Source organism: Streptomyces pristinaespiralis, assembly GCF_001278075.1.
Classification (GTDB): Bacteria; Actinomycetota; Actinomycetes; order Streptomycetales; family Streptomycetaceae; genus Streptomyces; species Streptomyces pristinaespiralis.
Window position 1 is genome coordinate 324525 of record NZ_CP011340.1, and the last position, 22961, is coordinate 347485.

A 22961-nucleotide genomic window follows, 5' to 3' on the forward strand; every position below is an offset into this window, starting at 1 on the left:
CGTGACCCCGACCGTGGCGACCGCCCCGTCCACCGACCTCGACATCAGTGCCCTGTACGCACAGGTGCAGCAGTTCTACGCCGGCCAGGTGCGCCACCTGGACACCATGCGGGCCGAGGAGTTCGCCGCGTCGTTCACCGGTGACGGTGTCTTCGACCACCGTCCGGGCGCCGACCCGCTGGTGGGGCGTACCGCGATCGCCGCGGCGATCCGGGAGTACCAGAACACCCGGCACGCCGCCGACCCGGTGCAGCGCCGTCACTGGTTCAACATGCTGCAGGTCTTCCCCCAGGACGACGGCACGCTGCGCACCGAGTACTACGCGGTGGTGCTGCAGACGCGGCCCGGCGTCTCGGAGCCGATGGTCGGGCCGAGCTGCTTCGTCACCGATGTCCTGGCCTACGAGGACGGTGAGCTGCGCACCAAGTTCCGCAAGGTCAGCCCGGACTACGTGGTCTGACACCGCGCCGGGCGCACCGGCACGAGGAGAGGGGCGGCCCGCCGGCGGGCCGCCCCCTTTTTCCTTGTGCGGGTGGTGTTCAGGCCAGGCAGCAGGGCAGCCGGCCGTGGTATTCGATCATCTCGCCGAGCGCCGTCTGCATGACGGGCATGGGCAGCGGGTCGGTTGCCGGGGTGCCGTCCAGTTCGGCGTAGGCGCGGTGCAGGTTGGGCACCAGGCGTTCGCTGTCCAGGAGCGTGCCGTAGGGGCCGAGGTCGGCGTCGCGGGCGGCCTCGACCGGGGTGCGGCCCGCGCGGTGGCCGTCGCGGGCCAGTTGGAGGACCAGCCGCAGATAGCCCTCGGTCTGCTCGAACACCTCGGGCCCGGCGAGGGGGCCGTGGCCGGGGACGATCGTGGTGGCGCCGAAGGCCCGCAGCCGTTCCATGGCCGCCAGGGAGCCGGTGATCGAGCCCATCAGGCAGAACGGTGTCACCCCGTTCATGACCAGGTCGCCGGTGAACAGGACCTTCTGTTCGGGCAGCCACACGACGGTGTCGTTGGAGGTGTGCGCGGGGCCGATGTGCTCCAGCTCGGCGCGCACCGATCCGACGTGCAGGGTGAGGCGGTCGGTGAAGGTGAGGGTGGGCGGGGCGAGTTCGATGTCGCCCCAGTCGACGTCGGGCCACAGGCCGGTCAGGTGCAGGCCGGCGGCGATCATCTCGCTGCGGGTGCGTTCGTGGCCGATGACGAGCGCCTCGGGGAACAGGTGGTTGCCGAAGGCGTGGTCGCCGTGGAAGTGGGTGTTGACGACCGTGCGGGGGGCGCTCGCCCCGTTCAGGGCGAGGGCGGTGGTGCGCAGGTGCCGGGCGCGGGAGTCGGTCGCGGCGGTGTCGACGAGGGCGCTCTCGCCGCCGGAGACGATGATGCCCGCGTTGTTCAGGCACCAGCCGCCGGGCGGCTGGAGGTAGGCGTGGACGCCCGGGGCGACCTCCGTCGCCCGGCCGGGGGGCGCGGGGGCTCGGGCAGGGACGGTGGTGCTGGACGGCACGGCCTCTCCTCACGGCAGACGGCGGGAACGGGCCGAGTCTGCTGCGGGCCGCTTGTGGCGTCCTCGACCCTCCAGGCGCATTTGAGCGGATCGCGACCGGCCGGTCAGAGCGTTGCGAGGTGACGGCCCGCCCCGGGGCACGCCGAGCAGAAGGAGCCCAGATGACCGACGAGTTCCGGCACGGGTCCGGTGTGGCGGACGCCGCGCGCACTGTCGCCCGGCTCGCCGCCGAGCGGGCCGAGCAGGCCGAGCAGGCGCGCCGTATGGACGCGGATGTGCTGCGCGCCCTGGTCGGGGCGGGTTTCGCCCGGCACTTCGTGCCCGCCGCGCACGGTGGCGCCGCGGCGACGTTCACCGAGCTGGCCGCGGGCATCACCACGCTCGGCGCGCGCTGTCCGGCGACCGCGTGGAGCGCGTCGATCGTGGCGAGCCTGTCGCGGATGGCCGCCTACCTGCCCGAGGCCGGGCGCAAGGAGGTCTGGCGCGAGGGCCCCGACACGGTGATCGTCGGCTCCGTGTCCCCGGTGGGCCGGGCCCGTGCGGTGGACGGCGGCTGGCGGGTCGGCGGCACCTGGCCGTACGTCAGCGTCGTCGACCACTCCGACTGGGCGCTGGTGACGGCCCCGGCCGCGGCGGGCGAGGGGCGGCCCCTCCCCCGGCTGTTCGCCCTGCCCCGCGGCGCCTACCGCACCGAGACCACCTGGTCGGACGTCGGGATGCGCGCGAGCGGCAGCAACACGCTGATCGCCGAGGACGTGTTCGTCGCCGACGAGCTGAGCTTCTCCGCACAGGACCTTCTGACCGGGCGGGCACCGCAGGGGGTGGAGGGCTGCCACGCGGTGCCGCTGCCGGCCGTCAACGGCCTGTTCTTCACCCTGCCGATGCTCGGTGCCGCGCAGGGCGCCCTCGAGCTGTGGTCGGCGTCCACGGCGCCCAAGCTGGCTTCCGCCTCCTACACGCCGGGCCCCGGGCCGGGGCGCGGCTTCTACGAGGAGACGCTGGCCCGCTGCTCGGGCGAGCTGGACGCGGCCCGTCTGCTGCTGGAGCGGGTCGCCCGGGTCGCGGACCGCGGCACGGCTCCCACGCCGCTGGAGACGGCCCGCGCGCAGCGTGACTGCGCCCTGGCCGCCGAGATGCTGGTTCGGGTCGTGGACCGGCTCTTCGCGGCGTCCGGTACCAGCGGGCACAGCGTGAACACTCCGCTGCAGCGGCTGTGGCGCGATGTGCACTCGGCGGCCGGGCACGTGGTGCTGCAGCTGGGTCCGGCGGCGGCGGCCTACGCGGGCCGTGCGGCGGGTGAGCGGTGATGGCCGCCCGCCGGTGGCCGGTGCGGGTGGTGCGGCGGTGCCTGCGGCCGGTGTGGCAGGGTCTGGTGGCCTGCGGCGGGGTGTATCTGGCGGGTGAGAGCACGCGGACCGCGGCGCAGCGGCCGCCGTTGCTGCTGCGGCCGCCCGTGGGGCATCCGGAGCGGCTGCGGCCGGATGTGCCGCTGACGGCGCTGGAGCGGGCGCTGCTGGAGGAGTGGCAGCGGGCCGGCTGACCGGCCGCGGCCCGTGCGGGCACACCGAGAACAAAGAAGAGAAGGGGCCCGGCGGACATCTGTCCGCCGGGCCCCTTCTCTTCTTTTCGGTGTGTGCCGTGGTGCGGCGGGCTCCTACCAGCGCAGCAGCAGCTGCCGGGGGCCGCGGACCAGGGAGCCCTGGCGCCAGGGGACCTGTGCGGCGGGGACCGCCAGGCGCAGTGCGGGGAAGGCGCGCAGCAGCGAGGCGAGGGCCACGCGCAGTTCCAGGCGGGCGAGTTGGGCGCCGGTGCAGTGGTGCGGGCCGTGGCCGAAGGCGACGTGCGGGTTGGGGCTGCGTTCCAGGTCGAGCACGTCGGGGTCGGGGAAGACGTGTCCGTCGCGGTTGGCGGAGATCATCGCCGCGATGACCGAGGCGCCCTCGGGAAGGACGGTGCCGCCGACGTCGATGTCCTCGGTCGCCAGGCGGGGCAGTACGTCCCCGCCGCCGAGGGCGATGTAGCGCAGCAGTTCCTCGACGGCGGTGTCCAGGTGCTCGGGGTGGTCCACCAGCCAGGACCAGCGGTCGTGCTCGAGCAGCGTGTAGACGAAGTTGGAGATCTCGGCGGCGGTGGTCTCGTAGCCGGCGAGCAGGAGTGTGCCCGCCAGGCTGATGAGTTCGGCCTCGGTGAGCCGGTCCTGGTCCTCGTCGCGTGCGGCGATCATCTGGGACATCAGGTCGTCGCCGGGGCGCTCCCGCAGCCGGGCGATGTGCCCGGTCAGGTAGGTGCCGAAGGCCTCGCCGACCTGTTGCATCTCCTGCGGGTCGACCGCGCCGTTGCTGAAGGCGACTTCGGCGACCCGCTGGAAGTAGTGCCGGTCGCCGGGCGGGACGCCGAGCAGTTCGCAGATGACGGTCATCGGCAGCGGCATGGAGAAGTGGGCGACCAGGTCGACCGCCTCGCCGCCGGCGGCCCGGGCGCGCAGGCCGTCGACGAGATCGTCGACGATCTGCTGGATCCGCGGCCGCCGGCGCTGGATGCTGCGTTCGGTGAACGCGGCCGCGACCAGGCGGCGCAGCCGGGTGTGCTCGGGCGGGTCCATCGCCAGCAGGTGTCCGGGGGCGGTGACCTCCCGCACGGTGCGGGGCACGTCCTTGCCGACGGTGGCGGCCCGTGAGAACCGCCGGTCGGCGAGGACCTGTTTCACGTCGGCGTACCGGCTGACGAGGTAGCCCTCGCCGCCGTAGGGGAGGCGGACCCGCTGGACGGGGCAGCGGTCCCGCAGGCGGGTGAACTCCTGCGGGACCTCCAGCGGCGGGCCGGGTTCGGTGTCGAAGGGGAACGCCGGCGCGTGCCCGGCGGCCGCCGGGCAGGTGTCCGCCTGCCCGGCGGCGGCCGGTTCTGGGGCGGTGTGCCCGGCGGTGGCCGGTGCGGGGGCCGCCGGCCGGGGGGCGGTGGTGGTCACGCCGGTTCCTTGGCGGGGGCGGGAGCCGCGGCGGCCGAGGCGGTGGTGGTGGGCCTGGGGGTCACCACCGCGGTCGGGATGCGGCTGCTGCGCGGCCTGCCCAGGCGCAGCATCAGCGGCCGTTCGACGTAGCGGCACAGGAGCAGGCCGAGTGCCTGGGTGACGACCAGGGTGGCCAGCACGATGCCCCAGCCGGCCCAGAGTCCGAACTTGGCGGTGGGGCCGACGACTTCGCGGGCGATGGCGAGGACGGGCCAGTGCACCAGGTAGGTGGCGTAGGAGGCGTCGCCGAGGGCGACCCAGCTCTTGCGGGCCATGAACGAGGAGCGGCCGTCGATGTCGCGCAGGGCGATGAGGGGGATGAACAGGCAGACGGTGATGGACATGATGCCGCTGCTGGCGTAGGTGGCGGGCAGGGCGCCGTCGACGGCGAGCCAGACCAGGTAGGTGGCGACGGCGGTGGCGAGGAAGATCCAGCGGCCGCGGATCCTGGGCCACCAGCCGGTCTGCACGATGCGGGCGAGGACGACGCCGAGGAGGAACTCGGGCAGACGGCTGAGGGGCAGGAAGTAGACCATCCACGCCTGGTCGAAGGAGAGCGGCGCCCAGAACGGCCAGACGGGGCCGCCGACGACGGAGTTGATGACGGCGGGGATGGCGATGACGAGGCCGACCAGGACGGCGAACGCGGCCCACAGGCGGTTGGCCGGAATCTTCAGCAGCGGCCGGATGAACAGCGGCAGGGCGAGGTAGAAGGCGATCTCGCAGGAGACCGACCAGTTGATGCCGTAGACGCTCATCAGGTAGGCGGGGTCGGGGATCCAGGCCTGTACCAGGAAGAGGTTGGCGACGGCCGGGCCGACGTCGGTGGGGCCGATCATGGCGAGGGGGCCGACGACGGCGAGCAGGATCAGGGTCAGTGCCCAGATCACGACGTGGCCGGGGAAGATCTTCGCGGCGCGGGCGCGCCAGTACCGGCCCAGCCCGTTGCGCCAGGACTCGCCCCAGGTCAGGACGAAGCCGGAGAGGATGAAGAACGACGCCAGGGCGGTGGTGCCGTAGGGCCAGATGTGGCCGAGGTTGTTGACGTACTCGCTCTCGAAGAAGCGGGCGGCGGCGAGTGTGTGGGTCCAGAACACCGCGTTGAAGAGGATGAAGCGGTAGCCGGTGAGCGAGGGGAGTTTCGCTATGCCGGCGGACGATGTCGATGTGGGCGAGGAGGGGACGGACATCCCGGTCGCTCCCGTCGTGTGTGGTGGGTTTCTGGGACTGGGTGGTGCGGCGGTGCTCAGGCGGGGCGGACGGACAGGGCGTGGCGGAAGACGCCACGCGGGTCCCACTTCGCCTTGATGCGCTGCAGGCGCGGGTAGTTGTCCTTGTAGTAGAGGTGGTGCCAGGGCACCCCGGAGGTGTTCCAGCGGGGGTCGGCCAGGTCGATGTCCGGGTAGTTGATGTAGGCGCCGTCACTGCCGCGGCCCGGGACGGGCACCCCTCCGGTGGCGGCGAACACGTCCCGGTAGGTGCGGCGCAGCCAGTCGATGTTGACGGCGTCGGCCTCCGCGTCCTGCCAGGTGTTCATGAAGATCACGTTGAGGACCGAGTCGCGGTGCGCGCTGGCCGTGGCGCCGGCGGGGAGGGTGTTGGTGCGGCCGCCGTAGGACTGGAGGGACACCGAGGCGCTGTCGTTGCGGTGGTCGGTGGAGTTCAGGTGCGTGAAGAGTGCGTCGGTCTGGGCGCGGGTGAGGGCGCGGCGCAGATAGGCCGACTTGATCTTGTGGCGGCCCTTGTCGGTGTCCTGCGACTCGGCGAGCGCGATTGTCGCGGTCAGCCACGGCTCGCTCGCGGTGTCGGTGATGTAGGGGGTGACGCCGACGCCGTCGGTCAGCGCGCTCACGTAGCGGTCCAGCAGTTCGCGGGAGCCGGGGAGGGTGCCGTCGAGGTGGGTGAAGGCGATGGCGCTCTGCCCGGGGTCGTTGTCCTTCAGCCGGCCGGGCAGCACCAGTCCGCTGTAGAGGCCGGTGTACGGCGAGGCGGGGTCGCTGTTGTCCTCGTGCCACCGGCCGTGGTTGTGCAGCAGACGGCCGAAGGCGGCCTGGTCCATGCCGTCGCGGGGGTAGATCACCGCGTTGGAGACGATGGTGGCGGGCGGGCGGGGCAGCAGGTGCGCGGGGTCGTCGCCGTGGGCGTTCGGGGAGCGGAACCAGTAGCGGGTGACGATGCCGAAGTTGCCGCCGCCGCCTCCGGTGTGGGCCCACCACAGGTCGCGGTGCGGGTCACCGGGCTCGCGGGTGGCGACGACGGCGCGGGCGCGGCCGAAGGCGTCGACGACGACGACCTCGAGCGCGTACAGGTGGTCGGCGGCGAGGCCGAAGGCGCGGCTGAGCGCGCCGTATCCGCCGCCGGTGATGTGGCCGCCGAAGCCGACGGTGGCGCTGGCGCCGCCGGGCAGGGTGACGCCCCAGCCGTAGTACAGGCTCTTGTACACGTCGATGAGCTGCGCGCCGGCTTCGACCATGAAGGCGCGCCGCCTCGGGTCGTAGGTGACGGCGTTCATGGCGGCGAGGTCGATGACGACCTGGACGGCGGGGTCGCCGACGACGTTCTCGTAGCAGTGGCCGCCGCTGCGTACGGCGATGCGCCGGCGGCGCTGTACCGCGTGGCCGACGGCGTGGACGACGTCGGCGGTGGTGGCGGGGAGGCAGAAGGCGTCCGGGGTGGCGGTGAAGCGCTTGTTGCTGCCGCGTACCGACAGGGCCGCGTAGCGCGGGTCGTCGGGGGTGACCCGAAGTGCCGGGGCCGGGGCCGGGGCCGGGGCGGGGGCGGGGTCGGTGGCGGCGCGGGCGGCGGGTGCGAGGCCGGTGGTGGTGAGGCCGGCGGCGGCGCCCGCCGTGAGCGCCTGGGCGACGAAACGCCGACGGCTCGGAGCAGTCATTGTGACCGTGCACCTTTCTGGGTGGGTCGGGGGGCGGCGGTGAACAGGTCGGTCCGCACCTGGACGGGTACGGGTCCGAAGGCGATACGGGAGGTGAGGTGGGCGCCGAGCGGGGTGCGGGTGACCAGGGCGGCGGCGCGGGAGCGCAGGTAGGTGGCGGCGGGTCCGGCGGTGCCGAGGAACGCCTTGGCCTGCAGGCGCTGGACGCGGGTGACCCGGGCGGCGGCGGGTGCCCGCAGCCGCTGGAAGGGGGCGAGCCGTTCGCGGGTGCACCGGCCGGCGGCGAGCGCGTCGAGGAGGACGGGGTGCAGGGTGGCGGCGTCCTGCAGGGCGAGGTTGATGCCCTGGGCGCCGAGCGGGCCGTGGGTGTGGGCGGCGTCGCCGGCCAGGACGAGGCCGTCGCGTACCCATTCCTCGGCGTCGGCGGCGAACACGTCCAGCAGGGCCAGGTCGCTGAGGCCGGTGAGGTGTCGGTGCAGGAGGTCGGCCAGTTCGGGGACGGCGGCGGCCAGTTCGTCCCTGATGGGGGCGATGCCGCCGGCCGTGGCCGCCTGCCAGCCGCCGTGCGGCAGGGCCCAGCCGACGCGGAGCCGGTCGGGGTGGGTGTCGTGGACGAGTACGGCGGTGCCGGCGGCGCGGTGGATGCGGACCCGTCCGGTGGCGCGGCCGGGCGCGGGCAGGGTGAACCAGACGATGTCCTGGTCGAAGGCCTCGCGGCGGCCGGCGCCGATGCCGGCGAGGGTGCGGGTCCGGGAGAAGCGTCCGTCGGCGGCGACGACCACCCGGGCGGGCACGGTGGTGCGCGTTCCGGCGGGGCCGGTGAACACCGCCCCGGTGCAGCGGCCGCGGTCGTCGCGCAGGGCGCTGATGCGGTGGCCGGGCAGGTGGGTGAAGCCGGGCAGCCGGTGGCAGGCGGCGAGGAGTTCTTCGAGCAGGTGGCGTTGGGGCAGGGCCAGGAGGCGGCCGTAGGGGGGCTCGAGGCGCCGGTAGTCGATGTCGAGCAGGACGCGGCCGCGCTCGAGGACCTGGAAGCCGTCGAGGGTGCGGGCGCCGCGGCGGCTCGCGCTGTCCAGCACGCCCAGCTGGTCGAGGATGCGCTGTCCGCCGGGCTGGAGGATCTCGCCGTGGAAGTCGCGCCGGTAGGTGGTCGACTTCTCGGCGAGGGTGACCCGCACCCCGGAGCGCAGCAGCATCAGGGTCAGGGCGAGCCCGGCCGGGCCGGCGCCGACGACGAGGACGTCGGCGGGCCCGGGGGTGTGCCCGGTCGCCCTGTCCGGCCCGGCCGGTCTCACACCGCGGTCCGCGCGGACAGGGCCCGGTTGATCAGGGCCAGGTAGTCGCGGGGGGTCTCCGCCTCGTCGAGGCCCTCCTCGTCGAGGGTGACGTCGTAGTCGCGTTCGATGCGGCCGGTGGTCTGCAGCAGGGCCAGCGAGTCGTAGCCGAGGGCGAGGAAGGGGACGTCGAGGACGTCGCCGTCGAGGTCGACGCCTTCCTCGACGCCGGCGCACTCGCGCAGCAGGGTCTTCAGGTCGTCCAGTTCCAGGTGGTCCATGGCGTCTGTCTCCTCTTCCACGTGTGTCACTGCGGTCCGGGGCCCTGGCTGAGTACGGCCGCGGAGTTGAAGCCGCCCCGGCCGCGGGCGAGGACCAGCGCGTTGCGCAGCCGCATGCCGTCGCGGGGGGCGGTGACCAGGTCGATCGGGCAGTCGTCGGCGGGGCGCCGGGTGCCGGTGGTCGGCGGGATGACCTGGTCGCGCAGGCTGAGCAGGGCGGCGGCCACGTCCAGGGGCGCGCCGCCGGCCAGCAGGCGGCCGGTCATGGTCTTGGGGGCGGTGACCGGGACGCCGTGCGGGCCGAACAGGGCGCTCAGGGCGGCGGCTTCGGCCCGGTCGGCGTCGCGGGTGCCGGCGGCGTCGGCGAAGACGACGTCGATCTCGTCGGGGCGCAGTCCGGCGTCGGCGAGGGCGAGGCGGGCGGCGTCGGCGAGGCGGTCGGTGCCCGGGCCGTCGAAGGTGGCGGCGTATCCGGCGAAGGTGCCGTAGGTGCGGGCGCCGCGGGCGTGGGCGGCCGTGCCGTTCTCGAGGACGAACAGGGCGCCGCCCTCGCCGACGATGTGGCCCGCGGCCGCCGGGTCGAAGGGCAGGTAGGCGCGGGCCGGGTCGGTGACGGTGCTCATGGAGCCGCCGGCCAGGTGGGCGGCCCAGCCCCAGGGGCACAGTGCGGAGTCGACGCCGCCGCTGATCATGAGCCGGCTGCCCTTGCGGATGCGGCGGCGGGCCTGGGCGAGGGCGTCGAGGCCGCCGGCCTGTTCGGAGACGACGACGCCGCTGGCGCCGCGCAGGCCGTGCCGGATGGAGATCTGGCCGGTGTTGACGGCGTAGAACCAGGCGAAGGACTGGTAGGCGCTGACGTGCTGGCCGCCTTTGCTCCACAGGGCCTGCAGTTCGCGCTGGCCGAACTCGAAGCCGCCGGCGGAGCTGGCGGTGACCACGCCGGCGCTGTAGTCCGGCAGGGCGGCCACGTCGTCGCCCCAGTCGTCCAGGGCCTCCTTGGCGGCGGCCAGCGACAGGCGGGTGACGCGGTCGGTCTGCGGGAGCAGCCGGCTGGGCAGGTGGTCGGCGTCGACGAAGCCGGTGATCTCGCCGGCCAGGCGTACCGGGTAGCGGGTGGCGTCGAAGCGGGTGAGGGGGCGGATGCCGCTCTCGCCGGCGAGGACGGCCTGCCACCAGGCTTCGGTGCCCAGTCCGTTGGGTGCGGTGACGCCGATGCCGGTGACGACGGTGGCGGTGGTACGCGGGGAGGTGGCCTGCGCGGGCCGCACGGTGTGCGCGGGGGCCCGGTGTTCGGCCAAGGCCGTGGTCATCTCATTCCTCCGTGGATGCTCCGCCCTTCAGGGCGGAGAGGAAACGGACACCTGCGGAGCAGGGCAAGGAACTGTGATTCGCCGCCAGGGCGGATCACAGTGCTCTGACCCGTAGGTTTGGTCTTCACGTCGGGCGCCGCTAGTTTGTGAGCGTGGTCACGAGGTGCGTGAAGCGGGCGTATCGGTACCGCTTCTGTCCGACCGATGCGCAGGCGGCCGAGCTGTCGCGCACGTTCGGCTGCATCCGCAAGGTCTACAACCTCGCCCTCGCCGCTCGTACCGAGGCGTGGGAGCGGCAGGAGCGGGTCAACTACAGCCGGACCTCGGCGATGCTGACGGTGTGGAAGAAGACTGAGGAGCTGGCCTTCCTCAACGACGTGTCGTCGGTGCCGTTGCAGCAGTGTCTTCGGCACTTGCAGACGGCTTTCACCAGCTTCTTCGGCAGACGGGCCAAGTACCCTCGTTTCAAGTCGCGGAAGAGGTCGCGAAGGTCCGCCGAGTACACCACCAGCGGTTTCCGCTTTCGTGACGGCCGCCTGACCCTGGCGAAGATGGCGGAGCCGCTGGACATCGTGTGGTCGCGTCCCCTTCCTGAGGGAGCATCGCCGTCCACGGTGACCGTCTCGCAGGACAGCGCCGGCCGATGGTTCGTCTCGATGCTGTGCGACGACCCGTCCGTCGAGCCGCTCCCCGCGACCGATACGGCGGTCGGTGTCGATGTCGGCCTGGACCACCTGCTGACCCTGTCCACCGGGGAAAAGATCGCCAACCCCCGGCACGAGCGCCGCGACCGTGCCCGCCTCGCCCGTGCCCAGCGGCAGCTCGCCCGCAAGGCCAAGGGTGACGGCGCCAACCGGGCCAAGGCCCGGCAGAAAGTCGCCAAGGTCCACGCCCGGATCGCCGATCGCCGGCGTGACGGCCTGCACAAGCTGACCACTCGTCTCGTTCGTGACAACCAAACGATCGTGATCGAGGACCTGACCGTGCGCAACATGGTCAAGAACCACACCCTCGCCCGGGCAATCTCGGACGCGAGCTGGAGCAAGTTCCGCTCCATGCTGGAGTACAAGGCCGCCTGGTACGGACGGGAAGTGATCGCGGTGGACCGCTTCTTCCCCTCCTCCAAGATGTGCTCCGCCTGCGGCACCCTCGCAAGGAGAATGCCGCTTTCCGTCCGTACCTGGACGTGTGACAGCTGTGGGGCGGTCCATGACCGGGACGTGAACGCGGCGAAGAACCTTCTGGCGGCCGGGCCGGCCGTGTCTGTCTGTGGAGCTGGTGTAAGACCTCAACGGAGCACTCCGGGCGGGCAGTCGGTGACGAAGCAGAAACCCTCACGGCGCGAGCCGTGAGAATCCCCCTCTTTCAGGAGGGGGAGAAGTCAAGCTGCCTCCTGCAGTCGCGGCCGGGTCAGGACGATGGCGCTCTGGAAGCCGCCGAAGCCGCTGCCGACGCTGAGGACCGTGTCGGTGCGCTGTTCGCGGGCGGTCAGGGGGGTGTAGTCGAGGTCGCACGCCGGGTCGGGCTCGTGCAGGTTCGCCGTCGGGGGGACGGTGTTGTGCTCGATGGCCAGGGCGCTGGCGGCGACCTCGAGCGACCCGATGGCGCCGAGGGAGTGTCCGATCATCGATTTGATGGAGCTGACCGGGACGGTGCGGGCGTGGTGGCCGAGGCTGCGTTTGAAGGCGGCGGTCTCGTGCCGGTCGTTCTGCTTGGTGCCCGAGCCGTGGGCGTTGATGTAGTCGACGGCGGTGGGGTCGAGCCGTGCCTCGTCCAGGGCGGCGGTGATCGCCTCGGCCATCTCGGCGCCGTCGGCCTTCAGGCCGGTCATGTGGTAGGCGTTGCTGCGGCCGGCGAAGCCGGAGATCTCCGCGTACACGTGGGCGCCGCGGCGGCGGGCGTGTTCGAACTCCTCCAGCACCAGGACGGCCGAGCCTTCGCCGAGGACGAACCCGTTGCGGGTGCGGTCGAAGGGGCGGGAGGCGGTGGCCGGGTCGTCGTTGCGGGGGCTGGTGGCCTTGATGGCGTCGAAGCAGGCGACGGTGATCGGCGAGATGGGTGCTTCGGTGGCGCCGGTGACCATGACGTCGGCGCTGCCCTCGCGGATCAGGTCGACGGCGTGGCCGATGGAGTCCAGGCCGGAGGTGCAGCCGGTGGAGATGAGGGAGACGGGGCCCTGGGCGCCGGTGGCGCGGGCCACTTCGGCGGCCAGCGAGCTGGGCACGAAGTAGTCGAAGAGGTGGGCGACGGCCCGTGTGTGGTCGACCTCCCAGGCCGAGCCCTGTTCGCTGACGACGCCGTACTCGTCGTCGAGTCCGGTGGTGCAGCCGACCGCGCTGCCGAGGGTGACGCCGGTGCGCAGCGGGTCGGGCAGGTCGGTGGGCAGGCCGCTGTCGGCGAGCGCCTCCCGGGCGCTGACGAGGGCGAACTGGGCGGCCCGGTCCAGGCGGGCGGCCTCGGCGGGGCCGAAGCCGTGCGCGGCGGCATCGAAGTCGGCCTCGGCCGCGATGCGGGAGCGGTAGGCGGATGCGTCGAACAGGGTGATGCCGCGGGTGGCGGTGCGGCCCGCGGTGAGCGTGTCCCAGAAGTTCCGGGTGCCCACGCCGCCGGGCGCGACGACGCCTATGCCGGTGATGACGACCCGTCTCATCGCCTGGTCCCTCACAGTTGTCCTCCAGATAGGGGCGCGGTGCGCCGCGCCACACGGCAGGCCCGCCCGATGAGCCGGGGGATCTCCCGGCCGCGTACGAAGAAGTGGTCGCCCGGGACGGTGCGCCGCACCAGCGGGCCGGTGGTCCAGCGCCGCCAGCCGTCCATCGCCTGCGCGTCCACCACCCGGTCGTCCCGGCCGTCGACGGCCAGGACCGGCACCGGCAGGGGGCCTCCGGTGGCGGGGTCGTTGGCGGCGGCGCGCAGGGCGGCGCCGAGCCGCAGGTCGTCCCGCAGGACGGGCAGCACCGTGCGGTGCCACACGCTGTCCGGGTCGGCGAGCAGGCCGGTGGGTGCGGAGCCCAGGTCGCCGAGGAAGGTGAGCAGTTGCTCGTCGCTCAACTCGCCGCTGTGGTGGGCCAGGACCGCGTCCGGCGGCGGGCAGGCGCCGACCGCGAGGAGCACGGGGGGCGGCAGGCCCTTGTCGGTGAGGGCGCGGGCGAGGGTGTAGGCGACCATGCCGCCCAGGCTGTGCCCGTACAGGACGTAGGGGCCGCTGTGCGCGGCGTCGGACAGGACGCCGAGCAGGTCCTCCAGCAGACCGGTGCGTGAGGTGGGGCGCTTCTCGTGGCGCCGGGAGTCACGGCCGGGCAGCAGCACCGGGCGGATGTCGATGTCCGGGCCCGACCGGGTCGGCCAGCGGGCGAAGCCGGTGACCCCGGCGCCGGCGTGCGCGAAGCAGTACAGCCGCAGGGGTGGGCGGCCCGCCGGGGCGGGGCCGCCTCCCGCGGCTGCTGTGTGCACGGATCCGTTCATGGGCACCGACCTTCGCGGACCGGCCTGGAGAACGGCTCGAATCAGCCAACCACCGCCCCCGCGCCGGTGGTTCAGGCCGCGTACAGGTTGAAGGTGGAGGTGCGCCGGGGGGTGGAGGACACGTCGAGCTGCGGGTCGACCGCGAGCATCGCCTGGTGCAGGCGCTGCAGTTGCGGCGAGGGCTCCACGCCGAGCTCGTCGATCAGCCGCCGGCGCAGCCGGTGGAAGACGTCGAGCGCGGTGGCCTGGCGGCCGGAGCGGTAGAGCGCCACCATCGCCTGCGAGTGCAGCCCCTCGTGCTGGGGGTGGCGGGCGATCAGGTCGGTGAGTTCGGCGATCACTTCGACGTGGCGGCCCAGGCGCAGATCGGCGTCGATCCGGCGCTCACGGGTGACGAGTCTGCTCTCTTCCAGCCGCATGACCTCTATCTCCAGGATCGGGCCGACGCGTACGTCGACCAGTGCGGTGCCCTGCCACAGATCCAGCGCCTGCCGGTAGGTGCGGGCGGCGCGTTCGTCCTCGCCGTCGTCGAAGGCCTGCTGGCCCTCGGCGACGAGCCGCTCGTACTCGTGGACGTCGACGGCCTCGGGTGGGATCTGCAGCAGGTAGCCGCCGTGCCGGGTGGCCAGCACGTCCTTCGCGGTGCCCGGGACGTCCGGTCCCATGGCGGTGCCCAGCCGGCGGCGCAGCTGGAGAATGTACGTCTGGAGTGTGGTGAGTGCGCTCAGCGGCAGTTCGGTGCCCCAGATCTCCTCCATGAGTGTGGGCACGGGCATGACCCGTCCCGGGTAGAGGGCGAGCAGCGCCAGGATCTGCCGCGGTTTGCCCGCCGTAGGAACGATCGACATCCCGTTGACGTGGCCACTCAGCGGACCCAGAACCTGAATCTTCATGGTTTCCTCCGTACCTCGACGGCCTGCGCTCGGCTTCCGAGCCGGTTTACGAATCGGTATCCGAGGCGCGGTCGATATTGCGCCACTGGGGACCCGCTGTCCTTTCTTCACTATCCATGGACGAGATGCACCGTAGCTTCTTTCGACCGGGTGACCCGAGTAATCTCCAGCCGCTGTCGAGCAGTTCTCCGCCGGGCGGTGCCTGACGCGGCACTGACACATGCCTGACCACGTGAACGGCAATAGGGAAGCGCCTTCCTTACGGCCGTGCGGCGCTGTTACTTTCGGCGCCATGGAGACGTATTCGGAGCGTGAGGTGCCGCCGGGAGCGGATCCGCTGACCCGGCAGCTGCTGCGGCAGATGGTCGCCGGCTGTATGCGGCTGGAGCCGGCGGAACTGCCGGACGACGACGAGGACCTGGTCGATCACGGGCTGGACTCGATCAGCACCATGCGGCTCATCTCCGCCTGGCACCGGCGCGGCATCGAGGTCGGCTTTCCCGAGTTGATGGCCCGCCCGACGCTCGGGCACTGGTGGCAGCTGCTTTCCCAGGAGCGTCCGACGCGCACGCCCTGAAAACAACTCAAGGCCCCTCATACGGAGGCTGGAGTCCCGCTCGCGCGCCCCGCACGGCCCGCCGACACCGTCTAAGGTCCGATAGTCGAAGAGTTGTACCAGGCTTTTTCGTGAAGCCGGAATCGGATCACCGGACGGAGCCCCCCATGGAATTCGGCGTCAACTTCTTCCCGGTCGTCGACCCGGTCAAGAAGAGTGCGAGCACCTATTACGACGAAAGTCTTCAGCTGGTCGAGCTGGCCGAGGCACTGGACTTCGAACATGTCCAGACGGTCGAGCACTACGGCTCCCCCTACGGCGGTTACAGCCCCGACCCGGTGGTGTTCCTGACGGCCGCCGCCGCGCGCACCAGCCGCATACGGCTGGTGACGGGCGCGGTGATCGCCTCGTTCGCGCATCCGGTGCAGCTGGCGGCGCGGCTGGCGCTGCTGGACAACCTGTGCCACGGGCGGCTGGACGTGGGCTTCGGACGCGGTTTCCTGCCCGACGAGTTCGAACTGTTCAACGTGCCCATGGAGGAGAGCCGGACCCGTTTCACGGAGGTCGTCGAGGCGTGTGTGGCGCTGTGGAGCGGCAAGGAGGTCCGGTTCGAGGGCGAGGTGCACCGTTTCGGTCCGGTGACCGGCTTCCCCCGGCCCTATCAGCGGCCGCACCCGCCGGTGTTCGTGGCGTCCGCGACCAGCGCCGCCTCGTGCGCGCTCGCCGGTGAGCAGGGCCACCATCTGCAGGTGGTGCCGTCGGTCACCAGCCAGGAGCAGCTGACGCAGATGACGGCCGCCTACCGCGAGGCGCGGCGTGCGGCGGGCCACGAGGGCCCGGGCCGCATCCAGATCAAGTACACCTGTTACCTCGGTGAGGACCGGGCCGCGGTCCTTTCGGACGCGGCCGCGTGCGAGCGCAACTATGTGGAGCAGATGGCGGCGGCGGTCGCGTCCTGGGCGAACGCCCGCTCGGAGCAGTACCCGGGCTACGAGCAGTTCGCCGACAAGGCCCGCTCCTACGACTTCGACACGGCGCTGGCGGCGAACAAGGTGCTGGCCGGCACGCCGGACGAGGTCCGCGGCCAGATCGCGACGATCCGCGACTGGTACGGCGACGACATCTGCCTGAGCCTGCAGTTCAACCCGGGCCCGCTGCCCTACGAGCGGGCCGAGCGGGCCATGGAGCTGTTCGCCCGGCATGTCGCCCCCGCCTTCACCGGCAGCGTCGCGGCCGTGGCCGCCGCGTGAACGCGGCCCGGTACGAGGGAGCGCCCATGTACGGCACCGGTGACGGGCTGCGGCTGTTCGTGTTCCACCACGCGGGCGGCTCGCATCTGCTCTACCGCGACTGGCCGAGGCTGCTGCCCGCCTCGTGGGACGTGCGGCTGCTGGACGCGCCCGGCCGCGGGCGGCTCACCGGCGAGCCGCAGATCGACGACGCCCACGCGCTGGCCGCGTTCTTCCGGCGCCGTCTCGCGGCCGATCTGAGCGGCCCGTTCGCGTTCTTCGGACACAGCATGGGCGCCCTGATCGCCTACGAGCTGACCCAGCAGCTGGCCGCGGAAGGCCACCGGCTGCCGGTGTGGCTGGGGCTGTCCGCACGCGGCGCGCCGCGGCCGCAGGGCGAGGGCACCCGCCGCCACGCCCTGCCCGACGAGGAACTGCGGCTGCACCTGGCCGCGATGGGCGGCACCCCGCTGGAGGTGTTGCAGGACCCGGACCTGTGGGAGATGTTCGCGCCGGCGCTGCGCAACGACCTGCGGCTGGTGGAGAGCTGGCGCCCGCTGCCCGGCGCGCCGGACCTGCGGATGCCGCTGAACGTGTACGGCGGGCACGGCGACGTCGTCGTCGCGCCGGAGCGGCTGGCCGGCTGGCAGGAGCACGCGCGGCGGTTCATGGGGCTGCGGATGTTCGACGGCGGGCACTTCTACTTCCAGGCCGACCCGGTCCCGCTGCTGGAGCACGTCGCCCGTGACGCGAGCGCCGCGCTCGCCGCGGCCCGGGCGGTGGGTGCGGCGTGAGCGGCACGGACGCGGACGTCGTCGTCGTCGGGCTCGGCGCGTGGGGCGCGTGCGCGCTGTGGCAGCTGGCCGGGCGCGGGGTGCGGGTGATCGGCGTCGAGCAGTACGGCCTGGCCAACGCCCATGGCTCCTCGCACGGGGAGAGCCGGATGTTCCGCACCGCGTGCCTGGAGCATCCCGGGCTGGTGCCGCTGGCCCGCCGCTCCCGGCAGCTGTGGCAGGAGTTGGAGCGGGAGACCGGCACGCACCTGCTCGATCCGACCGGGGCGATGCTGATCGGCCCGCCCGACGGGCGGATCGTGGGCGGTGCGCTGCGCGCGGCCCGCGAACACGGGCTGGACATCGAGGTCCTCGACCGGCGGGAGCTGCACCGCCGGGCGCCCGCCCATCAGGCGCTGGCGCCCGGCGACGTGGGCGTCGTCGAGCCGGCGGGCGGGCTGACGCTGCCGGAGATGACGATCCGGGCGGCGGTCGGCGCGGCCCGGGCCGCGGGCGCCGGCGTGCTGACCGACACCCGGGTCACGGCCCTGGAGCTCACCGCTACGGGTGTCGAGGTGCACACGGCCGCCGGCCGGGTGCTGCGGGCCGGGCAGGCGGTGGTGACCGCCGGGCCGTGGCTGGGCCGGCTGGTGCCGTCGCTGCCGCTGGAGGTGGTGCGGATGCCGACGACCTGGTTCACCCCCGCGAAGGCCGACGAACGGTTCACCCTGCGCCGGCTGCCGGTGTTCATGCGCGAACTCGCGGGCGGGGACGTCATCTGGGGGCACGGGGTGCTGCCCGGAGGCACCGAGCTCAAGCTGGGCCTGGAGGACGGCGGCCGGCACTTCGCCACCGTCGACCCCGACACGGTGGAACGCTCCGTGTCGCCCGCCGACTGGAGCGTGCTGGCCCGCCATCTGGCGGACGCGGTGCCCGGCGCCGGGCAGGCGCCCTCGCGGGCGGTGGCGAACATCTACGCCCGCACGCCCGACGGGCAGTTCGTCATCGGCCGGCCCGGGCGCGATCCGCGGCTGCTGGTCGCGGGCGGCTGCAGCAGCCACGGCTTCAAGCACTCCACGGGCATCGGTGAGGCGGTGGCCGACCTGGCGCTGGGCAAAGAGCCGGCCGTGCCGCTGGGCTTCACCGATCCCGACCGCTTCTAAAGGGACGTGCGAGGAAGACAATGAAGTTCCGCATTCTCGGTCCGGTGGAAGTCCACGACGAGCGAACCGGTGTGAGGATCCTTCCCACGGGTGCCAAGCAGCGCGCCCTGCTGGGCGCGCTCGTGGTGAAGTCGGGGCAGATCGTGTCCGTGCACCGGCTGATCGACGAACTGTGGGGCGAACAGCCGCCGGCGAACGCGACCAACGCCCTGCAGGCGCATGTGGCGCGGCTGCGGCGGCTGCTGCCGGTGCCAGAGCCGGGCTCCGGCGAGCCGCACCACGAGTGGATCGTGACCCGCTCGCTCGGCTACGTCCTGCGGCTGGGGCGTGCCGGCACCGACGCCGACCGCTTCCACCGGCTGGCCGCCCAGGGCCGGGCCGCCGCCGCCACCGACCCCGAGCAGGCGGCCGAACTGCTGCGCCAGGCGCTGGCGCTGTGGCGGGGGCCCGCGCTGGAGGGCAGCGTGCTGGGCGACATCTGCGCGGCGGAGGCGGCCCAGCTGGAGGAGAACCGGCTGACCGCCCTGGAGGCCCTGTACGACGCGTGCCTGCGAGCGGCCCGGCACGGTGAGATCACCGGCGAGCTCGAGGAACTGACGACCGACCACCCGATGCGGGAACGTTTCTACGACCTGCTGATGCTCGCCCTGTACCGGTGCGGGCGGCAGGCGGAGGCACTGAGCGTGTACGACCGGGCCCGCAGACGGCTGGTGCACGAACTGGGCGTCGAGCCGGGTCCCGCGCTGCGCGGCCGGATGGAGGCGATCCTCCAGCACGACCCGCGACTGGCCGCGCCGGGCCCGGCCGGGCAGCTCGCCCGCGTCCACCCCCTGCCGCCGCCACCCGCACCCGCGCCCACCGCGCCGGGGCCGGCGGGCGGCCCGGACGCCACGGTGCTGAACCTGACGGGCGAGATCGCCCGGCTCCGCAGCCGCATCGAGCACCTCTCCCTCGAACAGGAGGCCCTGATGCGCCGCTTCGACCAACTGGTCGCCAACCCGGCCTCGGGCCACTAGGCCCTGCCCCGGGGCAGGGCCGTGGGCGTCGGCCGGCCGCTCCGCGCCCGCGGGCAGCCGAAGCCCCCCGGCCCGCCGGTCGACGAAGGCACCGCTCCCGGGCCGGCGGCCCGGCCGGCCCGTGCTGCCGCCACGCGCCAGGACCGCGGAGGCCGCTCCCCAGCAGCGGGCGACGCCCGCACCGCTCGGCCCCGGCCCCGGCCCCGGCCCGGGGCCGGCGGGCCGGCGGGCCTGTGACAGGGCCGTGCGCGTGGCCGTCCGCTCCGCAACTGCGGGCAGCCGAAGCCCCCCGGCCCACCGGCCGACGAAGGCACCGCTCCCGGGCCGGCGGCCCGGCCGGCCCGTGCTGCCGCCACGCACCAGGACCGCGGAGGCCGCTCCCCAGCAGCGGGCGACGCCCGCACCGCTCGGCCCCGGCCCGGGGCCGGCGGACCGGCGGCGGCAGCGGAGCGGCGCACGGCCGAACCGTGTCGACGGCCGTTCGGCAGAGGGCAGTTACGACCGGCCGCCGCACGGCAGATGCACGCTCGCCGACCGTGCCTGCAGGTACCGCGCGTGCGAGGCGCCCGTCAGGCGGCTGCGGCCGCACCACTCCCCCGGGCCGGGGACGACGAACCAGCGGCGGCCCGCGGCAGCATCCGGCCAGGGGCAGGCCACGCGGGGCACCGTCCGCGGACCGGCGAAAGCGGCGGAGCCGGCGGCGTCAGGCGCGGCGCCGGCAGCGGCCCGCAGCAACCGGCATGCCGGCCGAGCCACGTCAACAGCCGCCCGGCAGCAGGGCGTCATCACCGGGCCGCCCGACGCCGTCGGCCGAGGGCGGCAGATACCGCGAGCACGAGGCGCCCCGGCCGGCGGCGACCGCCGCACTACTCCCCCGGGCCGGGCCTACAACTGGTCGCGGCTGCCCGCCGGCAGCACGACGGGGCCCAGCAACGGGGCAACGGCCGTGCGGCAGAGGGCAGTCACCACCGGGCCACACCCCACGGCGCTGCTCGGCCGCCAGCCCGCCAGGAGCGGGCAGATACCGCGAGCACTGCGCCCACTTCGGCCGCGACCACCCAACTCCCCCGGGCCCGGCCTACAACTGGTCGCGGCTGCCCGCCGGCAGCACGACGGGGCCCAGCAACGGGGCAGCGGCCTTGCGGCATGCCACGCCGGGCGCCGTCCGGTCCCGGCGAGTGGCGGGGCCAGGGTGCCGGGGTGGGGGCGGCGGCAACGGGGCAACGGGCGTGCGGCAGACGGCAGTCACCACCGCGGCCGGGCCGGCAGGGCAGGGCCGGCCCGGGCCGGAGGTCAGGCGAGGGCCGGGGTGGTGGGGGTCGGGGTGTGGAAGTCGCGGCGGTACCACAGCAGGGGTGGCTTCGCCGGGTCGCCCGTGCGGATCTCCACGGGCGTGCCGAGCACCAGGTCGTGGTCGCCGGCGCGCACCACGTCCGTGGTGCGGCAGCGCAGGACGACCTTGGCGTCCGGCAGGTAGGGCACCCCCGTACCGTCCCAGGCGGCGAACTCGCCGCCCGCGAACCGGTCGGCGCCGTGCGTCGCGCACCGCTTCGCGACGGCGCGCTGGTCCTCGCCGAGGATGCTGACGCAGAACTCGGCGGCGGCGGCCATCGCCGTGTGGCAGCTGGAGGTGAGCGCGATGCCGACCATCACCAGCGGCGGGTCCAGCGACACAGAGACCACCGAGCCGGCCGTGAAGCCGTGGCGGCGTCCGGCCGCGTCGAGGACGGTTACGACGGTGACGGGCGACGCCAGCTGCGCCATCGCGTCTCGGAAACTCTGCGGGCCGACCGCGGGCCTTGCCGGGTCGTCGGCTCCTGTCACGGGGGCTCCTTCTGTTGGTGGTTGCCGCGCCTCAGCGGGCGGCGCCGGCCAGGGCCGGCAGGGCGCGGTGCCCGGTGGGCAGCTCCGCTTCGCGCGGGGCGGCGCGGCCCCAGGGGAAGCCGTCGTGGATCAGCAGCCGGTCCGGCGGCGCGGTGCCGTCGGCGCCCTTCTCCACGGCGAGCGACACCAGCACCTGGGGGCGCGGCTCGAGTTCGGTGAACAGCCAGCGGTCGGCGGTGTCGCCCTCGGGCGGGCGGAAGCCCAGCACCCCGCGGTCCTCGGCGAGTTCGAAGGCGAACGAGTCGAACGGCAGCCCCAGCCCCAGGCCGCGGGCCTTGGCGTAGGCCTCCTTCAGCGTCCACAGCCGCAGCGTGGCCCGGTCGCGCCGGCTGCCGGGGGCGATCGTGGCGAGGTGGGCGCGTTCTTCGGGGGCGAAGCTCTCCACGATCCAGTCCAGGCCGCGTTCGCCGCCCCGGTCGAGCCGTTCGACGTCGATGCCGACCCGGCGGTCGCGGGCGACGGCGACGACGTTGCAGCCGTGCGCGTGCGACAGGTTGAAGTCCAGCTCGGCCTCCGGGCCGCGGGGCCGGCCGTGCGGCGGCGACTGGAGGAACGGGCGGCCGCGCGAGGACCGCCAGATCGTCGCCTCCGCCTCCGGGATGCCGGTCTGCAGGGACAGCACCCGCCGCACCAGCGCGTGGGCGACCAGGTACTGGCGGCGGTCGCGCTCGAAGAGGAACCGGCCCGCGATCTCGCGCTCGTGCTCGTCCAGCCAGTGGCCGGCCAGCAGCGTGCTGGTCGCCTCGTCGAGGGCCTCGTTGAGGCAGAACCAGATCTGGACCGTGCCGCGGCCGGCGCCGACGGCGCCCGTCGGGGTCATCGGGCCCCCGCGGGCACCCGCTCGCGCCGTATCTGGCGGAGCATGCCCGACAGCACGTTGCCGGTGCCGATCTCGGTGAACTCCGGATCGTCGCCGTACCGACCGTCGAGGAGCGCCTCGACGGTCTCGTGCCAGCGCACCGGCTGGTGGATCTGCTGCAGCAGCAGCTCGCCGACCCGCTCGTGGGTGTAGGGGCGGGCGGTGGCGTTGGCGATGACGGGGAAGGCGAGCGGGCCGAACACGGTCCGCTCCACGACCGGGTACAACTCCTCGGCGGCCGGGGCCATGTAGCGGGAGTGGAAGGGGCCGCTCACGGCGAGGCGGCGCACCATGCGGGCGCCCACGTCCTCCAGGATCGGGCCCGCCTCCTCCAGGTCCGCCACCGGGCCGGCGAGGACGATCTGGGCGCCGGTGTTGAGGTTGGCCAGGTCCAGGGAGGCGAACCCGGCGCGCAGCAGCAGGAAACGCAGTTGTGTCTCGGGCAGGCCGACGACCGCGCTCATGCCGCCGCCGTCGATACGGGCCATCGCGGCGGCCCGGGCGGCGACCAGGCGCAGCCCGTCGGCGAAGCCGAACGCGCCCGCGGCCTCCAGGGCGTTGTACTCGCCGAGGCTGTGCCCCACGGCCACATCCGGCCGTACGCCGGTGTCCTCGAGCGCCGCGCGGTGGGCGAGGGCGTTGACGGCGAACATCGCCGGCTGGGTGTAGCGGGTGTTGCCGAGCTGCCCCTCGGGGTCCTCCAGGCACAGTCGGCGCAGGCTGTAGCCGAGCACGTCGCCGGCCTGTTGCTCCAGGTCGGGGAAGCGGTCGAACAACTCCCGTCCCATACCGACGCGCTGGGCGCCCTGGCCGGGGAACATCAGGATCCGGGTCAAGGTGATCACTGCCTTCTGGGGTAGTGCGGAAGTCGGTGTCC

Annotated in this window: 22 protein-coding genes; 9 read left to right on the forward strand and 13 right to left on the reverse strand. The window is 73.6% G+C overall.

The annotated features are described in order from the left end of the window. Position 1 precedes the first annotated feature (1 nt). A complete protein-coding gene (locus tag SPRI_RS01305) occupies positions 2–460 on the forward strand; it encodes a nuclear transport factor 2 family protein (protein ID WP_005321655.1) in 459 nt (152 codons plus the stop codon). 79 nt (positions 461–539) lie between these two features. Here the strand turns inward: SPRI_RS01305 and SPRI_RS01310 are convergent, their stop codons facing one another. Beyond that, complete coding sequence (locus SPRI_RS01310; RefSeq protein WP_005321652.1) at positions 540–1487, reverse strand: MBL fold metallo-hydrolase; 948 nt, start codon at positions 1485–1487, stop codon at positions 540–542. 161 nt (positions 1488–1648) lie between these two features. On the opposite strand from SPRI_RS01310, the gene SPRI_RS01315 reads away from it, so the two are divergent. Together SPRI_RS01315 and SPRI_RS01320 are read left to right on the forward strand one after the other, a co-directional pair. After that, positions 1649–2794, forward strand: coding sequence for an acyl-CoA dehydrogenase family protein (locus SPRI_RS01315; protein ID WP_050791650.1), 1146 nt, complete (start codon positions 1649–1651; stop codon positions 2792–2794). Further along, positions 2794–3027, forward strand: a complete 234-nt coding sequence (locus tag SPRI_RS01320) for a DUF6059 family protein (protein WP_037775585.1) — start codon at positions 2794–2796, stop codon at positions 3025–3027. The genes SPRI_RS01315 and SPRI_RS01320 overlap by 1 nt, the downstream gene beginning before the upstream one ends. 114 nt (positions 3028–3141) lie before the next feature. Here SPRI_RS01320 and SPRI_RS01325 read toward each other — a convergent pair whose 3' ends face one another. Genes SPRI_RS01325 through SPRI_RS01350 form a run of 6 tightly spaced genes read right to left on the reverse strand, consistent with a single transcriptional unit; the run spans position 3142 to position 10246 of the window. Further along, positions 3142–4452, reverse strand: coding sequence for a cytochrome P450 (locus SPRI_RS01325; RefSeq protein WP_005321644.1), 1311 nt, complete (start codon positions 4450–4452; stop codon positions 3142–3144). Continuing rightward, positions 4449–5684 (reverse strand): acyltransferase family protein, encoded by a 1236-nt coding sequence (locus SPRI_RS01330; RefSeq protein ID WP_005321642.1) that lies wholly within the window; start codon positions 5682–5684, stop codon positions 4449–4451. Before SPRI_RS01330 ends, SPRI_RS01325 begins: the two co-directional genes overlap by 4 nt. Before the next feature lie 56 nt (positions 5685–5740). Then, positions 5741–7384 carry an FAD-binding oxidoreductase gene (locus tag SPRI_RS01335; protein ID WP_005321640.1) on the reverse strand — a complete coding sequence of 548 codons (1644 nt, stop codon included), beginning with the start codon at positions 7382–7384 and terminating at the stop codon, positions 5741–5743. Continuing rightward, positions 7381–8676 (reverse strand): FAD-dependent monooxygenase, encoded by a 1296-nt coding sequence (locus SPRI_RS01340; RefSeq protein WP_050791649.1) that lies wholly within the window; start codon positions 8674–8676, stop codon positions 7381–7383. The genes SPRI_RS01335 and SPRI_RS01340 overlap by 4 nt, the downstream gene beginning before the upstream one ends. Continuing rightward, entirely contained in the window at positions 8673–8936 is a 264-nt protein-coding gene (locus SPRI_RS01345; protein WP_053556631.1) for an acyl carrier protein, read from the reverse strand. The genes SPRI_RS01340 and SPRI_RS01345 overlap by 4 nt, the downstream gene beginning before the upstream one ends. A gap of 26 nt (positions 8937–8962) precedes the next feature. After that, positions 8963–10246, reverse strand: coding sequence for a ketosynthase chain-length factor (locus tag SPRI_RS01350; protein ID WP_078951198.1), 1284 nt, complete (start codon positions 10244–10246; stop codon positions 8963–8965). A gap of 152 nt (positions 10247–10398) precedes the next feature. Between SPRI_RS01350 and SPRI_RS01355 the strand changes: the two genes are divergently transcribed. Further along, positions 10399–11598, forward strand: a complete 1200-nt coding sequence (locus tag SPRI_RS01355; RefSeq protein ID WP_037775583.1) for an RNA-guided endonuclease InsQ/TnpB family protein — start codon at positions 10399–10401, stop codon at positions 11596–11598. Between the two features lie 29 nt (positions 11599–11627). On the opposite strand, the gene SPRI_RS01360 is transcribed toward SPRI_RS01355, so the two are convergent. The 3 genes from SPRI_RS01360 to SPRI_RS01370 form a co-directional block, all read right to left on the reverse strand. Continuing rightward, positions 11628–12896, reverse strand: a complete 1269-nt coding sequence (locus SPRI_RS01360) for a beta-ketoacyl-[acyl-carrier-protein] synthase family protein (RefSeq protein ID WP_005321633.1) — start codon at positions 12894–12896, stop codon at positions 11628–11630. Between the two features lie 11 nt (positions 12897–12907). After that, complete coding sequence (locus tag SPRI_RS01365; protein ID WP_050791648.1) at positions 12908–13711, reverse strand: thioesterase II family protein; 804 nt, start codon at positions 13709–13711, stop codon at positions 12908–12910. A gap of 71 nt (positions 13712–13782) precedes the next feature. Continuing rightward, the gene (locus SPRI_RS01370) at positions 13783–14604 is read right to left on the reverse strand and encodes an AfsR/SARP family transcriptional regulator (protein ID WP_005321629.1); all 822 of its coding nucleotides are present in this window, start codon (positions 14602–14604) and stop codon (positions 13783–13785) included. A 292-nt stretch (positions 14605–14896) separates the two neighbouring features. Between SPRI_RS01370 and SPRI_RS01375 the strand changes: the two genes are divergently transcribed. From SPRI_RS01375 to SPRI_RS01395, 5 genes are all read left to right on the forward strand, one after another. Continuing rightward, positions 14897–15181 carry a phosphopantetheine-binding protein gene (locus SPRI_RS01375; RefSeq protein ID WP_037775580.1) on the forward strand — a complete coding sequence of 95 codons (285 nt, stop codon included), beginning with the start codon at positions 14897–14899 and terminating at the stop codon, positions 15179–15181. 146 nt (positions 15182–15327) lie between these two features. Beyond that, entirely contained in the window at positions 15328–16410 is a 1083-nt protein-coding gene (locus tag SPRI_RS01380; RefSeq protein WP_005321624.1) for an LLM class flavin-dependent oxidoreductase, read from the forward strand. A 26-nt stretch (positions 16411–16436) separates the two neighbouring features. Further along, a complete protein-coding gene (locus tag SPRI_RS01385) occupies positions 16437–17183 on the forward strand; it encodes a thioesterase II family protein (protein WP_037775577.1) in 747 nt (248 codons plus the stop codon). After that, positions 17180–18325 (forward strand): N-methyl-L-tryptophan oxidase, encoded by a 1146-nt coding sequence (gene solA / locus SPRI_RS01390; protein WP_005321620.1) that lies wholly within the window; start codon positions 17180–17182, stop codon positions 18323–18325. The genes SPRI_RS01385 and solA overlap by 4 nt, the downstream gene beginning before the upstream one ends. Positions 18326–18345: 20 nt before the next feature. Next, positions 18346–19341: an AfsR/SARP family transcriptional regulator gene (locus SPRI_RS01395; RefSeq protein WP_005321617.1), complete on the forward strand. Its 996-nt coding sequence runs from the start codon at positions 18346–18348 to the stop codon at positions 19339–19341. A gap of 1293 nt (positions 19342–20634) precedes the next feature. Here the strand turns inward: SPRI_RS01395 and snaC are convergent. Genes snaC through fabD form a run of 3 tightly spaced genes read right to left on the reverse strand, consistent with a single transcriptional unit; the run spans position 20635 to position 22929 of the window. After that, the gene (snaC, locus tag SPRI_RS01400) at positions 20635–21165 is read right to left on the reverse strand and encodes an NADH:riboflavin 5'-phosphate oxidoreductase SnaC (RefSeq protein WP_005321616.1); all 531 of its coding nucleotides are present in this window, start codon (positions 21163–21165) and stop codon (positions 20635–20637) included. 31 nt (positions 21166–21196) lie between these two features. Beyond that, a complete protein-coding gene (locus SPRI_RS01405; protein ID WP_005321615.1) occupies positions 21197–22045 on the reverse strand; it encodes a 4'-phosphopantetheinyl transferase family protein in 849 nt (282 codons plus the stop codon). Then, positions 22042–22929, reverse strand: a complete 888-nt coding sequence (gene fabD, locus SPRI_RS01410; RefSeq protein ID WP_053556632.1) for an ACP S-malonyltransferase — start codon at positions 22927–22929, stop codon at positions 22042–22044. Before fabD ends, SPRI_RS01405 begins: the two co-directional genes overlap by 4 nt. Positions 22930–22961 lie beyond the last annotated feature (32 nt).

What these genes read in the sequence shown, in the direction of transcription:
- SPRI_RS01315 (WP_050791650.1), top strand. Translation starts at nt 1,649, where the DNA reads ATGACCGACGAGTTCCGGCACGGGTCCGGTGTGGCGGACGCCGCGCGC.
- SPRI_RS01320 (WP_037775585.1), top strand. Translation starts at nt 2,794, where the DNA reads ATGGCCGCCCGCCGGTGGCCGGTGCGGGTGGTGCGGCGGTGCCTGCGG.
- SPRI_RS01330 (WP_005321642.1), bottom strand. Translation starts at nt 5,684, where the DNA reads ATGTCCGTCCCCTCCTCGCCCACATCGACATCGTCCGCCGGCATAGCG.
- SPRI_RS01335 (WP_005321640.1), bottom strand. Translation starts at nt 7,384, where the DNA reads ATGACTGCTCCGAGCCGTCGGCGTTTCGTCGCCCAGGCGCTCACGGCG.
- SPRI_RS01345 (WP_053556631.1), bottom strand. Translation starts at nt 8,936, where the DNA reads ATGGACCACCTGGAACTGGACGACCTGAAGACCCTGCTGCGCGAGTGC.
- SPRI_RS01350 (WP_078951198.1), bottom strand. Translation starts at nt 10,246, where the DNA reads ATGACCACGGCCTTGGCCGAACACCGGGCCCCCGCGCACACCGTGCGG.
- SPRI_RS01360 (WP_005321633.1), bottom strand. Translation starts at nt 12,896, where the DNA reads ATGAGACGGGTCGTCATCACCGGCATAGGCGTCGTCGCGCCCGGCGGC.
- SPRI_RS01365 (WP_050791648.1), bottom strand. Translation starts at nt 13,711, where the DNA reads ATGAACGGATCCGTGCACACAGCAGCCGCGGGAGGCGGCCCCGCCCCG.
- SPRI_RS01370 (WP_005321629.1), bottom strand. Translation starts at nt 14,604, where the DNA reads ATGAAGATTCAGGTTCTGGGTCCGCTGAGTGGCCACGTCAACGGGATG.
- SPRI_RS01375 (WP_037775580.1), top strand. Translation starts at nt 14,897, where the DNA reads ATGGAGACGTATTCGGAGCGTGAGGTGCCGCCGGGAGCGGATCCGCTG.
- SPRI_RS01380 (WP_005321624.1), top strand. Translation starts at nt 15,328, where the DNA reads ATGGAATTCGGCGTCAACTTCTTCCCGGTCGTCGACCCGGTCAAGAAG.
- SPRI_RS01385 (WP_037775577.1), top strand. Translation starts at nt 16,437, where the DNA reads ATGTACGGCACCGGTGACGGGCTGCGGCTGTTCGTGTTCCACCACGCG.
- SPRI_RS01395 (WP_005321617.1), top strand. Translation starts at nt 18,346, where the DNA reads ATGAAGTTCCGCATTCTCGGTCCGGTGGAAGTCCACGACGAGCGAACC.
- SPRI_RS01405 (WP_005321615.1), bottom strand. Translation starts at nt 22,045, where the DNA reads ATGACCCCGACGGGCGCCGTCGGCGCCGGCCGCGGCACGGTCCAGATC.